Annotated in this window: 12 protein-coding genes and 3 tRNA genes; 1 reads left to right on the top strand and 14 read right to left on the bottom strand. The window is 57.4% G+C overall.

Annotated elements, in window-relative coordinates:
* Positions 1–30: 30 nt before the first annotated feature.
* The 9 genes from FIV05_RS19365 to FIV05_RS19325 form a co-directional block, all read right to left on the bottom strand.
* Positions 31–1,215 carry an NADH-quinone oxidoreductase subunit D gene (locus FIV05_RS19365; protein WP_022998429.1) on the bottom strand — a complete coding sequence of 395 codons (1,185 nt, stop codon included), beginning with the start codon at positions 1,213–1,215 and terminating at the stop codon, positions 31–33.
* The gene (locus FIV05_RS19360; RefSeq protein ID WP_077292762.1) at positions 1,208–1,651 is read right to left on the bottom strand and encodes a GFA family protein; all 444 of its coding nucleotides are present in this window, start codon (positions 1,649–1,651) and stop codon (positions 1,208–1,210) included. Before FIV05_RS19360 ends, FIV05_RS19365 begins: the two co-directional genes overlap by 8 nt.
* Before the next feature lie 14 nt (positions 1,652–1,665).
* Positions 1,666–2,271, bottom strand: coding sequence for an NADH-quinone oxidoreductase subunit C (locus FIV05_RS19355; RefSeq protein WP_022998427.1), 606 nt, complete (start codon positions 2,269–2,271; stop codon positions 1,666–1,668).
* 181 nt (positions 2,272–2,452) lie between these two features.
* On the bottom strand, positions 2,453–3,031 hold the full coding sequence (locus FIV05_RS19350; protein WP_006934718.1) for an NADH-quinone oxidoreductase subunit B: 579 nt from the start codon (positions 3,029–3,031) through the stop codon (positions 2,453–2,455).
* Positions 3,022–3,387: an NADH-quinone oxidoreductase subunit A gene (locus FIV05_RS19345; protein ID WP_006934719.1), complete on the bottom strand. Its 366-nt coding sequence runs from the start codon at positions 3,385–3,387 to the stop codon at positions 3,022–3,024. The genes FIV05_RS19350 and FIV05_RS19345 overlap by 10 nt, the downstream gene beginning before the upstream one ends.
* Positions 3,388–3,896: 509 nt before the next feature.
* Positions 3,897–3,973 (bottom strand) — tRNA-Asp (locus FIV05_RS19340).
* Between the two features lie 55 nt (positions 3,974–4,028).
* Positions 4,029–4,105: transfer RNA gene (locus tag FIV05_RS19335), tRNA-Asp, on the bottom strand.
* 285 nt (positions 4,106–4,390) lie between these two features.
* A complete protein-coding gene (locus tag FIV05_RS19330) occupies positions 4,391–6,049 on the bottom strand; it encodes a Na/Pi cotransporter family protein (RefSeq protein WP_152510656.1) in 1,659 nt (552 codons plus the stop codon).
* A gap of 268 nt (positions 6,050–6,317) precedes the next feature.
* Positions 6,318–6,393: transfer RNA gene (locus tag FIV05_RS19325), tRNA-Val, on the bottom strand.
* 146 nt (positions 6,394–6,539) lie between these two features.
* On the opposite strand from FIV05_RS19325, the gene FIV05_RS19320 reads away from it, so the two are divergent.
* Positions 6,540–7,904 (top strand): FAD-dependent oxidoreductase, encoded by a 1,365-nt coding sequence (locus tag FIV05_RS19320; RefSeq protein WP_152510655.1) that lies wholly within the window; start codon positions 6,540–6,542, stop codon positions 7,902–7,904.
* Between the two features lie 2 nt (positions 7,905–7,906).
* Here the strand turns inward: FIV05_RS19320 and FIV05_RS19315 are convergent, their stop codons facing one another.
* The 5 genes from FIV05_RS19315 to FIV05_RS19295 all read right to left on the bottom strand — a co-directional run bounded on the left by FIV05_RS19315 (position 7,907) and on the right by FIV05_RS19295 (position 14,088).
* Positions 7,907–8,563: a hypothetical protein gene (locus tag FIV05_RS19315; RefSeq protein WP_152510654.1), complete on the bottom strand. Its 657-nt coding sequence runs from the start codon at positions 8,561–8,563 to the stop codon at positions 7,907–7,909.
* Between the two features lie 162 nt (positions 8,564–8,725).
* Entirely contained in the window at positions 8,726–9,001 is a 276-nt protein-coding gene (locus tag FIV05_RS19310) for an HU family DNA-binding protein (RefSeq protein ID WP_031268410.1), read from the bottom strand.
* 187 nt (positions 9,002–9,188) lie between these two features.
* Positions 9,189–11,618, bottom strand: coding sequence for an endopeptidase La (lon, locus tag FIV05_RS19305; protein WP_031268409.1), 2,430 nt, complete (start codon positions 11,616–11,618; stop codon positions 9,189–9,191).
* Between the two features lie 332 nt (positions 11,619–11,950).
* Positions 11,951–13,216: an ATP-dependent Clp protease ATP-binding subunit ClpX gene (gene clpX, locus FIV05_RS19300; RefSeq protein ID WP_022998421.1), complete on the bottom strand. Its 1,266-nt coding sequence runs from the start codon at positions 13,214–13,216 to the stop codon at positions 11,951–11,953.
* Between the two features lie 236 nt (positions 13,217–13,452).
* Complete coding sequence (locus tag FIV05_RS19295) at positions 13,453–14,088, bottom strand: ATP-dependent Clp protease proteolytic subunit (protein WP_022998420.1); 636 nt, start codon at positions 14,086–14,088, stop codon at positions 13,453–13,455.
* Positions 14,089–14,238: the final 150 nt, after the last annotated feature.

The following is a 14,238-nucleotide window of genomic DNA, read 5'->3' as shown; positions in this document are numbered from 1 at the left end:
GGGTCGAAAATTGGTTGCGTGCCGTCCGCATCAGCGGTCGACCTCACCGAACACGATGTCCAGAGACCCCAGCACTGCCGAAACGTCGGCAAGCATGTGCCCGCGGCACAGGAAGTCCATGGCCTGAAGGTGGCTGTAGCCAGGCGCCTTGATCTTGCAACGGTACGGCTTGTTGGTACCGTCCGCGACCAGATAGACACCGAACTCACCCTTGGGTGCTTCAACGGCTGCGTAAACTTCACCAGCCGGGACGTGATAGCCTTCGGTGTAGAGCTTGAAGTGGTGGATGAGCGCTTCCATCGAACGCTTCATTTCACCGCGCTTCGGCGGCACGATCTTGCCGTCGATGGACGAGACCGGACCGGTTTCGACCGTCAGCTTTTCCAGGCACTGCTTCATGATCCGGACCGACTGGCGCATTTCTTCCATGCGGATCAGGTAGCGGTCGTAACAGTCGCCGTTCTTGCCGATCGGAATGTCGAAATCAAGTTCGGAATAGCATTCGTAAGGCTGCGACTTGCGCAGATCCCAAGGTGCGCCGGATCCGCGAACCATCACGCCGGAGAAGCCCCAGGCCCAGGCGTCGTCAAGGTCGACAACGCCGATATCCACGTTGCGCTGCTTGAAGATACGGTTGTCGGTCAGGAGACCTTCGATATCGTCAAGCGTCTGCAGGAACGGATCACAGAAGTCCCAGATGTCGTCGAGCAGGTCACGAGACAGGTCCTGGTGAACCCCGCCCGGACGTACGTAAGCTGCGTGCATGCGGGCACCGCAAGCACGCTCGTAGAACACCATCAGCTCTTCACGGGGTTCGAAGCCCCAGAGCGGCGGTGTCAGCGCGCCCACGTCCATGGCCTGCGTCGTCACGTTCAGAAGATGCGACAGCAGACGACCGATTTCCGAATAAAGGACACGGATCAGCTGGCCGCGCTTGGGCACTTCCACACCAAGCATACGTTCGACTGCAAGCGCAAAAGCGTGTTCCTGGTTCATCGGCGCCACGTAGTCGAGGCGGTCGAAGTAAGGCACAGCCTGCAGATAGGTCTTCTGCTCGATCAGCTTTTCGGTTCCACGGTGCAGCAGACCGATGTGCGGATCCACACGTGTTACCACTTCGCCGTCGAGCTCAAGCACGAGGCGCAGCACGCCGTGCGCCGCCGGGTGCTGCGGACCGAAGTTGATGTTGAAGTTACGAACCTGAGCCTCAGCCATTTTGAGGTTCCTGCATTTTTTGCGTGAAATAGGCGATGACTTCGGGACCGGTCATTCTGCGGGTTTCATTAGCGAAAGCGTAGTTTGCCGGCTGTTCGTCAACGAAAATTTCGGACGTGAATTTGAAAACGGACGGATCGTCAAAGGCTTGCGCGGAAACGCTCACGTGCGAGCCGTCGGCCATGCGCCACATCAGCGAGGAACCGCACTTGCTGCAGAATACCCGCTCGCCGTAGTCGGATGACTTGTAGACGCCGAGTGCATCCTTGCCTTGAACGTCCAGACTGTCCATCGATCCGCAGCTGACAGCCATATAGGTACCACCGGTCCAGCGGCGGCACATGGCGCAGTGGCAGACTCCCATTTCGCCGTCTACGGGCGTTGCGGCAAACCGCACCTCGCCGCAAAGACACCCACCTGAAAGCCGTTCGCTCATCCCTGCCCCGCCCTTCAGTTGGTCGTTGCCTTCTCGTCACCGGGCAGCACGTAGTCCGTGCCTTCCCAGGGCGAGAGGAAGTCGAAGGAGCGCATTTCCTGGTTCAGGCGTACCGGTTCGTAGACAACGCGTTTCTTCTCGTCGTCATAGCGAACTTCGACAAAGCCCGTAACCGGGAAGTCCTTGCGCAGCGGATATCCGTCAAAACCATAGTCGGTCAGGATGCGGCGCAGGTCCGGGTGGCCGGAGAACAGAATGCCGTACATGTCGTAGGCTTCACGCTCGAACCATTCAGCACCGGGAAACAGCGGGGTCAGCGAAGCAACCGGCGTGTTTTCATCGGTTGCGACCTTCACACGAACGCGCTGGTTCTGAACGGGAGACAGGAAGTGGTAGACAACGTCAAAGCGCTTCTCGCGCGAAGGGTAATCCACACCGCAGATATCCGTCAGATTGACGAACTTGCACGAGCTGTTGTCGCGCAGAAAGCGGATCGCATCGAGAATGTCGGTCGCGTTTACGGTCAGCGTCAGCTCACCGTATTCGACCTTCCAGGACACAAGGGACTCACCCAGACCGAGCTCGATATGCTCAGCGAGTTCCTTCAACGTCTCGTCCATCGTGTTCGACCTCACTCGTAGATCTGCAGCGTTCAACCGGTTCCGATTGAGTGCCGACTGCCGATCGATCCAGTTTGCCGGGTCTTTGTTGCGCCCCGCTGGACGCGACCCGGAGAGTCAGTTGAACGGGCGCCAGGCGCCCACTCCCTCAAAAATCCGCCGCCTCTTCGGCGGCAGATCCTTATCTTTCGATAGTGCCCGTGCGGCGGATCTTCTTTTGAAGCATCAACACGCCGTAGAGCAGCGCCTCGGCTGTCGGAGGACAGCCTGGCACGTAGATATCGACCGGCACCACGCGGTCGCAACCGCGCACCACAGAATAGGAATAGTGGTAGTAGCCGCCACCATTGGCACAGGACCCCATGGAAATGACGTACCGCGGCTCGGGCATCTGGTCGTAGACCTTGCGCAGCGCAGGTGCCATTTTGTTCGTCAGCGTGCCGGCAACGATCATCACGTCCGACTGGCGCGGCGAAGCGCGCGGCGCGAAACCAAAACGCTCGGCGTCATAGCGCGGCATCGACATCTGCATCATTTCAACGGCGCAGCAGGCCAGGCCGAAGGTCATCCACATCAGCGAGCCGGTACGGGCCCACTGGATGAGGTTGTCGGTGGAGGTTACGAGAAAGCCCTTGTCGGCCAGCTCGTTATTGACTTCCAGGAAGAATGCGTCATCCGCGCCGACAGGCTTGCCCGTATTCGGGTCGATAATACCCTGCGGCTGCGGTGCGACGAGCGGCTCGGTCGTGGTCAATCCCATTCCAGCGCTCCCTTTTTCCATTCGTAGATGAAGCCGACGGTCAGGACACCGAGGAAGACCATCATGGACCAGAAGCCGTACCAGCCCAGGTCACCGAACACGGTTGCCCAGGGGAACAGGAACGCGACTTCCAGGTCGAAGATGATGAAGAGGATCGAGACCAGATAAAAGCGCACGTCAAATTTCATGCGTGCATCGTCGAAAGCGTTGAAGCCGCACTCATAGGCCGACAGCTTTTCCGGATCCGGATTCTTGTAGGCCAGGATGAAAGGCGAAATCAGCAGCGCAAGGCCGATCACCAGCGCAATGCCGATGAACACGACGATCGGGACATATTCCCGCAAGAGTTCTTCCATGTCTTTCGCGTCCTTGCATATGGAGGCGGATCGGGAGGCGATCCGGTGCCAGGGCTGCGCGCCCCGTTGCCTTCATTATACCGGCAGGTCACGCTGTGCCCGTCGGCGTTATGAAACCAACATGCGAGCGCACGCTTAGCTTACGACTTGGTGCAACGCAAGACCCACATGCGGTCAAACTCTTGCCATGTTTGCACCTGTTTCGCACCTACCCCCGACAAATCCTTAATTTCAGCCAGTTTGCAGGAAGGCAAAAACTTTGCACAACCCTTCAGGAAATATGCCGCACCTGCGTTCGTTTTCCACCCCCCTCGCAGAATCGAAGCAAACGCCAGACAAACACCAAAAGAGCTGAAATTTGAATGGACTGCGTCGCCCTGCCTTGAACGCATGATAGCCATCTTGGCGACAATGCCAAGGGGTTGCCTGTCTGCGCGGCAAAGCACTCGCTTTGCGCGAGGCTTGATGTTTTCGATTGAACAGTCTGGGAAAACAAGAGGTACCGTGAGTGGCGCGAGTGACGGGGCTCGAACCCGCGACCTCCGGCGTGACAGGCCGGCACTCTAACCAACTGAGCTACACCCGCACATTCACGGTATATGCGCCAATTCCCGAAAGTACCAAAGCACTTCTATGGGAAGTGGCGCGAGTGACGGGGCTCGAACCCGCGACCTCCGGCGTGACAGGCCGGCACTCTAACCAACTGAGCTACACCCGCTTCGTCAGGCAACGCGTTGTCGCCCTGAAGTGGCGCTGATGTACGGCGGCTGGTTTTGGAAGTCAAGCACCCTATTCCGTCCGAATTGCCGTTTTTTGACAAAGAAGCCCCCAATCGCAGGTTTTCCCCAGAGCCGCCTTGCCGATCAATGTGGATAACTTCCTGTTTCGTAACGGAATTATCCGCATTGCCACGGGCTGTTTTCCGATGGGCTTAGCCTCAAACACATTCGGCAGCTCATAAATACGACCTGCGCCATGCAGATTCTCGTTCTTCAGCCGTGTTTTATTCAGCCGGCACCAGCCGCGTATCGCGCAACAGGCCCTCTCTGGCAAGAATAGGCACCGCAGCAGCTGCGAACAGCGAATTGATTTCCTTCAGGCTGCGCATGACCTCCAGATGGGCGTTGCTCGATTCCATGCTCTGAAGCGTTTTCGATTTCAGCCGCTCCAGATGCCGGTTATGACTTTCGCGTTCCAGCGTGCGCATCTTGTCCTTTTCTGCAATCAATTCGCGCGCGGATGCGACATCCGCCGAAACGAGCACATTGAGGGCAAGCTCCATGTTCGCCAGAACACGGTCGTGCATCCAGGTAAGCTCCTTCAGCCCCTCCTGCGAAAAGCTGATCTTGTTCTTCTGCAACTCCAGCGCAAGTTCGAGAAGGTTCTTTGCCACAAGATCTCCAGCGCGCTCCAGATTGACCGCGAATCCCACCAGTTCCATGCTGCGCTCAGCCTGTTCGCCGGTCAGCTCCCCGCGATTCACCTCCGCGATGTAGAGTTTCACCGAGGAGTGGATCGCATTGACCTGCTTATCCAACTGCTGCAAGCGCCTGATTTCAGGCTCACTGCCCTTCTCCAGCATCATGAGAACCGGTCTTGCCATCACCTCGACCAGTTCCCCCATACGCAAGAGTTCGCGCGTTGCACTGGCCAGGGCAAGCCTGGGGTTGCCGACCAGTTGCTTGTCCAGCGCACTTTGCGGTGTCAGCCGGTCCGCCTCTTCTTGTTCCTCTCTGTCAGGCACCAGGCGTTCGACCAGCCAGGCAACCGGTCTTGTCAGTGGCAGGCAGACGAGAACAAGCAGGAGATTGAAAAGCACATGAACGGCAACGATCTGCTGAGCCGGATCATTGCTGATCGAAGCCAGAGGCAGATCGTAGAATTTTAGCGCCAGCATCACCAGCACAGCACCGATAGACCTGAAGATAAAATTGCCAAGCGGCAGAAGTTTGGCCTTGCGATCCATTCCGCGTGTCAGCCAAAGCGCGACAATACCAGCGCCGATGTTCGCCCCCAGAACAAGTGGGATGGCGGCCTCGTGTGGCAAACCCGTCTTTTGCACCAGGGCTGCGATCATCAGCACGGCTGCCACGCTGGAATGCACCAGAAACGCCAGAAGCGCCCCAACCGCCATCGCCGTCGGTGTGTCCTGCGCAAGGAAGCCGGCAAACTGCGGCATGAACCGCGCTTCCTTCAACGGCGTCGTCGCTTCGCCGATCATTTGCAGCGCAATCAGAATGAAAGCGATTCCCAGAAGAATGCGTCCGATCTGCTTCGCGGACCGAGCGTCGAGCTTCAGGAACAGCCACGCCCCTCCACCCAGAAGCAACGGCACCAGCCAGCTGAGATCGAACACCAGAAACTGCACGACAAGCGCCGACCCGAGATCGGCTCCCAGCAGAACCGCCAGTCCGGCAGCAGTGGAAATAAAGCCGGATGTCGCAAATCCCGCCGCCAGGATCGCAACCGCCGTCGCACTTTGCAGCAAAATGGCAACCGCTGTTCCAGACAAGGCGCCGGCAACCGGTCCGGAGGATGCCTTGCCGATGGCGCGTCTCAACGTTGGCCCGGCCGCCCTTTCAAAACCTGTCCGAACCATGCGAACCGCGTAAAGGAGCAGCATGACTGCCCCGAACATCTTGATGAAAACTAGGATTCCCATCTTGCCAAGTAGCTACCTTTAAACGAGTTTTTTATTTAGCCGCAGAAGTTTATCGGACAAAAAGGAAAAAGAAAACTCACCATTCGAAGGCCAAACGAAATCACCCCGCCACCGGGATACCCAGCAACAGCGGCAAAGCGAAATGACTGTAATTGTGCGAAATTCCGCAACAGCGAACCGCCGGGCAATGTGAGAGCGGCAGCAAACAGCAGAAAACACCCCGGTGCGCAGACACCCTGGTTACAAGTGGCGGATTTCATAAGGGGAATGGTGGGCGATGAGAGACTCGAACTCCCGACATCTTCGGTGTAAACGAAGCGCTCTACCAACTGAGCTAATCGCCCTCAACGAGGTGAGACGCGTTTTAGGGGCTCGTTTGCTGCTTGGCAAGAGCAAAATCTCAGATTTCCGTTTCAAAGATAAAGCCTGTGGATGACGGCTCCGAAAACAGGCAAACTGACCGCTTCAAAAGCGTGAGAAAGCCGCACTCATGGTGACATCCCGCCGGTTGTTTCTGACTGGAATTCTGGCTGCCCTCACCGGCCTGCCGCTGTTGACCAGAACAAGCTCATCACAACCCGTGGCCGGACAGAGAGTGGTTGTTGTCGGTGCCGGCATCGCCGGTCTGGCGGCCGCAAGAACACTTGCAGACGCAGGCTTCTCCGTAACCGTGCTTGAGGCTGGTAACCGGATTGGCGGGCGTCTGCACACGGACAGATCGTTGGGGGCACCTCTCGACCTTGGAGCAAGCTGGATCCATGGAACACGGTCCAACCCCATCGCAGCGCTCGCGCAGCGCTTCGCACAGCCGATGTTCGAGTGGGACTACGACAACGAGGAGGTCTTCGACCTGACCGGCAACGGTGGCAGAGCGGCCGAACGTTTCGAGACTTTCGCGAACGCCCTGGAAGATTTTCTGGACGACACTGAAACCTCCCTCACCCGGATATCGGCAGCCAATGCCATTGAAAAGATACGCCGGCAACGGGCCCTGTCGACACTCACTGACGCTGAACTCGGCTTCATGGCGCATATTCTGCTGGAACAGGAATTTGCGGCGCCAGCGAGCGACCTTTCGCTTGCAGCCGTTGCAGAAGGCGGTGCCTTCGATGGACCCGACGCCGTGCTTCCGCAGGGCTATGACAAGATTGCATTTGGGGTGGCGGATGGATTGACCATCCAGACCGAAACCGTCGTGAACCAAATCGACCATTCCCAAAGGGGCGTGTCGGTAAGAACTGAGAACGGGGTACTGGAGGCCGAATTTGCAATCTGCGCAGTGTCTCTGGGTGTCCTGAAGGCTGGCGACATCGTCTTTTCACCTGGTCTTCCCGACAACAAGCGCAACGCCGTCAGTTCCCTGCGCATGGGCTTGCTTGATAAAATCTATCTCTCGTTCCCGGAAACATTCTGGGATGAAACTGTCCACAACTTCGGCCGCATATCCGGCAAGCCCGACACTTTTGCCTTCTGGCCGAATCTTTCGCCCGTGACCGGAAAACCGATTCTGTGTGCTCTGAACGTCGGCGAATTTGCTCAGGACCTTGAGAAACTTGGTGAAGAGAACCGCAGACAGGTCGCCTTCGAAGCCCTTCAGACCATGTTCGGTCGCGATATACCGCCGCCTGACGCCAGCATAAGTTCCACCTGGCAGCAGAACGAACGAACGCGAGGATCCTACTCGTTCCTGCCTGTCGGGGTGGAGCCGCGAGCAAGAAAAGCACTGGCTGCCGACCTCAATGGCAGGGTCTTCTTTGCCGGAGAAGCCACCGCGCCGAACTTTCCGGCAACAGTGCACGGCGCCTGGCTTTCCGGCCAACGCTCCGCGCGCGATGTGATCGCAATTGCCCGCTAAGTCTATTGGAACTTGTAGGCAAACTGGAGCATGTCGGTGAGCCCGCGCTGCGGGTTGTCCGCGGCAAGTCCGTTCTGATTGAAGAACTGCACCAGACGGGCAATGCCCTGCTGGTCGTTCGGTCCTCTTGGCGGCGGCTGATCCATGAGCTTGGCGGCGATGATCCAGGACATCGTCCGGCGAAGGCGATTCTGATTGGCACTGAATTCTGGATTGCTGGCTGCTCGCTCGAACAAACCGCCCCACGCCTGATTGACGGCATCGTTGATGGCCTCGATGCGAATGAACCCGGCTTGATTGGGACTGCGCGCCTTGTTGAGCAGGTGGTCGATATTGTAACCGGCAAGATCCGACGGTGCGGCCTTGATGCCGTAGACCTGCTCGACAAAGCGCAGCCAGGCTTTCTGATAGGACGAATACCCTGCCCTCACCCACACACTGGCATTCTCGTCCACGTTGCCGGGTTTCTGCACGATGGCGACGTTCTTCAGGCTGCTTCTGCCAGCTTTTGCTGTTTGAACGTCCTCGTCGAAATCATCGAGGAACACGAGGCGTCCAAGCGCCTCGGGGTGTTCAACCTGAACCTGCACCAGAGGGTTACGGACCCAGGCATCAAATAGCGCGCGTTGGCGCCTGCGGATCAAGGCTTGCAGTGACATTCCAACTCCTGTCGAGCAATTGGCATCACCTCACGACAAACGCAATATAATGTGGCAATGGCAATTCGCCAGAGCTCAATCAAAAATAGAAAATAGACAAGGAAAAACCCCGCATCCGTTTCCGGATACGGGGTTGAGCGAAGAAATCGCTCGTGAGCGCTATTAGGCGTTCACGGCGTCCTTCAGGCCTTTGCCGGCCTTGAACTTCGGCGTCTTAGAAGCCGGGATCTGGATCGTTTCGCCAGTCCGCGGGTTACGGCCTTCGGTTGCTGCACGTTCGGAAACGGTGAAGTTACCAAAGCCGATGATGCGGACTTCGTCGCCGCTCTTCAGCGTAGAGGTGACAGCTTCGAAAGTTGCGTCAACTGCTTCGCCTGCCTGCGCCTTGGTGAGGCCGGTCTTTTCTGCAACAGCTGCGATCAGATCGTTCTTATTCATAGCAGATACCTTTCTAAGAAACGGCAGAGTGCCGACGATTCCTGTCAGCGCCGTTGCGCGAAATTCGGTTGAATTGAACTGAAACGCAAGTGGTTTTTTCGCAGAAAACAGCCATTTTGACCGATTATTCAAAAGAAAAGCCCCGGTTTTCCCGGGGCTTTCCAATTTGTGCGCTGCAATGTCGCGATTAGTGGGCAAGAACACCGGAGGTGTCATCGTCCTTTTCTCGCGCCTTGGTTGCGGCTTCGTGAGCTGACTCATCCCATTCGATAGCCTCCGGCAAGCGGACAAGAGCGTTTTTCAGCACTTCTTCCATGCCCGAAACCGGGATGATCTCAAGCGAGTTCTTGACCGAGTCCGGGATATCCGCCAGATCCTTGGCGTTGTCTTCCGGGATCATAACCAGCTTGATTCCGCCACGAAGGGCAGCAAGCAACTTCTCCTTCAGACCACCGATCGGCAGGATGCGACCGCGCAGGGTGATTTCACCGGTCATGGCAACGTCCCGGCGAACCGGAATGCCGGTCATGGTCGAGATCACGGCCGTAGCCATCGCGATACCTGCGGACGGACCATCCTTCGGGGTTGCCCCTTCCGGAACGTGAACGTGAATGTCCTTCTTCTCGAAGGTCGGCGGTTCAATGCCGTAATCGATCGCACGCGAGCGGACATAAGATGCCGCCGCAGAAATCGATTCCTTCATCACGTCCTTCAGGTTGCCGGTGACGGTCATCTTGCCCTTGCCGGGCATCATCACGCCTTCGATGGTGAGAAGCTCACCGCCGACTTCGGTCCAGGCAAGGCCGGTAACCACACCGACCTGGTCTTCCAGTTCGGCTTCGCCGTAGCGATACCGCGGCACACCAAGGTATTTCTCAACGACCTCGCTGGTCACCGTGATGCTTTCCTTGTCGCTCATCAGGATGTCCTTGACCGCTTTACGGGCCAGGGTTGCCATTTCACGTTCAAGGTTACGCACACCGGCTTCGCGGGTGTAGCGGCGCACGATGAAGTGAAGTGCTTCATCCTCGATGGTGAACTCACCTTCGCGCAGGCCATGATCCTTCTCGGCTTTCGGGATGAGGTGACGGCGGCAGATTTCCACCTTTTCCTCTTCCGTGTAACCGGCAATGCGGATCACTTCCATACGGTCCATCAGCGGGCCCGGAATGTTCAGCGTGTTCGCCGTGGTCACGAACATCACATCCGAAAGGTCGTATTCGACCTCCAGATAGTGGTCCATGAAGGACGAGTTCTGTTCCGGATCCAGCACTTCCAGCAGAGCCGATGACGGATCGCCGCGGAAGTCCATGCCCATCTTGTCGATTTCATCGAGCAGGAACAGCGGATTGGACTTCTTGGCCTTCTTCATCGACTGAATGACCTTGCCGGGCATCGAGCCGATGTAGGTGCGGCGGTGACCACGGATTTCCGCTTCGTCCCGCACACCGCCGAGCGACATGCGTACGAATTCACGGCCGGTCGCCTTCGCAATCGACTTGCCGAGCGAGGTCTTGCCGACGCCTGGAGGACCAACGAGACACAGGATCGGACCACGCAACTTGTTGGCCCGGCTCTGGACCGCCAGATACTCCACGATCCGTTCCTTGACCTTTTCAAGGCCATAATGGTCGGTGTCGAGGACCTTTTCGGAGAAGGCCAGGTCGTGCTTGACCTTGGACTTCTTGTTCCACGGAATACCGATCAGCCAATCCAGATAGTTCCGCACGACGGTCGCTTCCGCGGACATCGGGCTCATCTGTTTCAGCTTCTTGATTTCGGCCGCAGCGCGTTCGCGTGCTTCCTTGGTCAGCTTGGTCTTCTTGATCTTGTCTTCGAGTTCGGCAACCTCGTCACGGCCGTCCTCGCTGTCGCCAAGCTCCTTCTGAATGGCCTTCATCTGCTCATTCAGATAGTACTCGCGCTGGGTCTTCTCCATCTGCCGCTTGACGCGGGAACGGATGCGCTTTTCCACCTGCAGGACGGAGATTTCGCTCTCCATCATGCCCAGGACACGCTCAAGCCGCTCGGCGACGGAAACGACGCCAAGGATTTCCTGCTTTTCCGGAATCTTGATCGCAAGATGGGAAGCTACCGTGTCGGCGAGCTTGGAATAATCGTCGATCTGGTTGATCGCGCCCAGAACTTCCGGCGAAACCTTCTTGTTCAGTTTCACGTAGTTCTCGAACTCGGACACGACCGAGCGCGCAAGCGCTTCCACTTCGATGTTCTCGCCATCACGCTCCGGCAGAACCGTTGCGGAGGCTTCGAAATAGTCGGCACGGTCGGTGTATTCGCCGATCTGTGCACGTGCACCGCCTTCCACCAGAACCTTGACCGTATTGTCGGGCAGCTTGAGAAGCTGCAGCACGGTCGCGAGCGTGCCGACATTGTAGATCTGGTCGGGCTTGGGATCGTCGTCAGCTGCATTCATCTGTGTCGCCAGAAGAATGTGCTTGTCGGTGGTCATCACCTCTTCGAGCGCCTTGATTGACTTCTCGCGGCCGACAAACAGCGGCACGATCATATGCGGGAAGACAACGATGTCGCGCAGGGGCAAGACGGGGTAGACAGACGTGCTGTCCTGATCTGTGGCGCGAATTTCTGCGTCGCTCATTTTTTTTCCTTTCTCAGCGTGTCCCGGCCCCACTCGGTAAAAGGCAGCCAAAACACTGGAAAACGGCTCCGAACCGGAAGGTCCTGAAGGCCAGACCACGGCACCCCAGATGGGCGCGCCGACAATCCGCATAAGCCGTCCTTAGGTCTATTAGGTGGACACCAGACCTGCCGGTGTCAAGGCAATCGGTTGCTGCCCACAAGTCTTGTCTGTTGACGACTCATTGCACCGGTGGAAAACGGCCCCGAACAGGTGCATGACCGCCCAAAAACAAAATGCCGCTCAAGTTGAGCGGCATTTATTCACGGTTTCTTGAAACAGCCTTCAGTGCCTCAGGCGCTGGTAGCCGACGTTTCTTCCCGGTCTTCGTAAATATAGAGCGGGCGTGCCTCGCCCTTCACGACTTCCGGAGAGATCACGACTTCCTTGACACCCTTCAGGCCAGGCAGCTCGTACATCGTATCGAGCAGGATGGCTTCGAGGATCGAGCGCAGGCCGCGCGCACCGGTCTTGCGTTCGATGGCCCGGCGAGCGATCGCCTTGAGGGCCTCCTCGTGGAAGGACAGTTCCACCTGTTCCATTTCGAAAAGACGCTGGTACTGCTTGACTAGAGCGTTCTTCGGCTCCGTCAGGATCGTAACCAGGGCTTCCTCGTCGAGGTCTTCCAGGGTCGCGATGACCGGCAGACGACCGACGAATTCGGGGATAAGGCCGAATTTGAGCAGATCTTCCGGCTCAAGTACCGAGAAGAGTTCGCCGATCCGGCGGTCTTCCGGTGCATGGACCTGCGCTTTGAAACCGATGGAGGTCTGCGTGCCACGATCGGAAATGATCTTGTCGAGGCCCGCAAAGGCGCCGCCACAGATGAACAGGATGTTGGTCGTGTCCACCTGCAGGAATTCCTGCTGCGGATGCTTGCGGCCGCCCTGAGGCGGCACGGAAGCAACGGTGCCTTCCATGATCTTCAGAAGTGCCTGCTGCACACCTTCGCCCGAAACATCGCGGGTGATCGACGGGTTGTCAGCCTTGCGGCTGATCTTGTCGACCTCATCGATGTATACGATGCCGCGCTGCGCGCGCTCGACGTTGTAGTCGGCGGACTGCAGCAGCTTCAGGATGATATTTTCAACGTCCTCACCCACGTAACCGGCTTCGGTCAGCGTGGTCGCATCAGCCATGGTGAAAGGCACGTCCAGAATGCGGGCAAGGGTCTGCGCAAGCAGGGTCTTGCCGCAACCGGTCGGGCCGACCAGAAGGATGTTGGATTTCGCCAGCTCGACATCGTTGTTTTTCGATGCGTGATTGAGGCGCTTGTAATGGTTGTGAACGGCGACCGATAGAACCTTCTTCGCGCTGCCCTGCCCGATGACATAGTCATCCAGAACGTCGCGAATTTCCTGAGGGGTCGGGATCCCGTCCCGTGACTTCACCAGCGAGGATTTGTTCTCCTCGCGAATGATATCCATGCACAGCTCGACACATTCATCGCAAATGAAAACAGTCGGGCCGGCGATCAGCTTGCGAACCTCATGCTGGCTCTTGCCGCAGAAGGAGCAGTAAAGCGTATTCTTGGAATCGCTGCCGCTGGCCTTGGTCATGTAGTCAACCTCGCGTTTACGGGGAGTGTTTCCCCTTATCTCTCCGGTTGCGGCCAAATTATGACTGAACCGGTTCTGAAGCGGCGCACAGTCGCCACCTCACCATGTAATGTCATCATGCTTCGCCATTAAAAATCAATATAGGTTTAAGGCGAAGATGAAAACCCGGCATCACCTGGGGATTTTCCGGCTTTAAGCGTGGAAATTCAATCCATGATTAAAGCCGGGTAAGTCCCTCACTTCTCTTCGTCGCCGCCAAGCGTGTTGCGGTCGGTGATCACCTTGTCGACGATCCCGAATTCCTTTGCTTTGTCAGCGGTCATGAAGTTGTCACGTTCCAGTGCCTCCTCGACCTGGTCGAGGGTGCGTCCGGTGTGTTTCACGTAGATTTCATTCAGCCGTCGCTTCATGGCCAGGATTTCCTGTGCATGAAGCATGATGTCGGCAGCCTGACCGCGGAACCCGCCGGACGGCTGGTGCACCATGACCCGCGCGTTCGGCAGGATATAGCGCATGTCTTTCTCGCCTGCGGCAAGAAGAAGCGAGCCCATGGAGGCTGCCTGGCCGATGCAGAGCGTCGACACAGCCGGGCGGATGAACTGCATGGTGTCATAGATCGCAAGACCGGAGGTCACGAGACCTCCTGGCGAATTGATGTAGATCGCGATCTCTTTGGTCGGGTTTTCAGCTTCCAGATACAGAAGCTGCGCGCTTACCAGGGTTGCCACGTGATCCTCGACCGGGCCGGTCAGGAAGATGATGCGCTCCTTCAGCAGGCGCGAATAGATATCGAAGGCCCGCTCTCCCCGGTTGGTCTGCTCGACAACCATCGGCACGAGAGTGTTCATGTAGATATCGACAGGATCCTTCATACCTCATCCATATGCTTGAGATGTTGCCCGGAGGATCTCCGGGCAGGAAACAGGCCATGAAGCGCATCGATTCAGGGCCTGACTCGAAAAAAGCGACACCCCGTATATATGGGATGTCGCCCTCAACGCAAAGTCATGACAGATGCGGCG

The sequence above is a fragment of the Labrenzia sp. THAF191a genome, assembly GCF_009363335.1.
Classification (GTDB): domain Bacteria; phylum Pseudomonadota; class Alphaproteobacteria; order Rhizobiales; family Stappiaceae; genus Roseibium; species Roseibium algicola.
The sequence above is the reverse complement of the archived record's forward strand: the minus strand, read 5'-3'. Positions and strand labels throughout refer to the sequence as shown.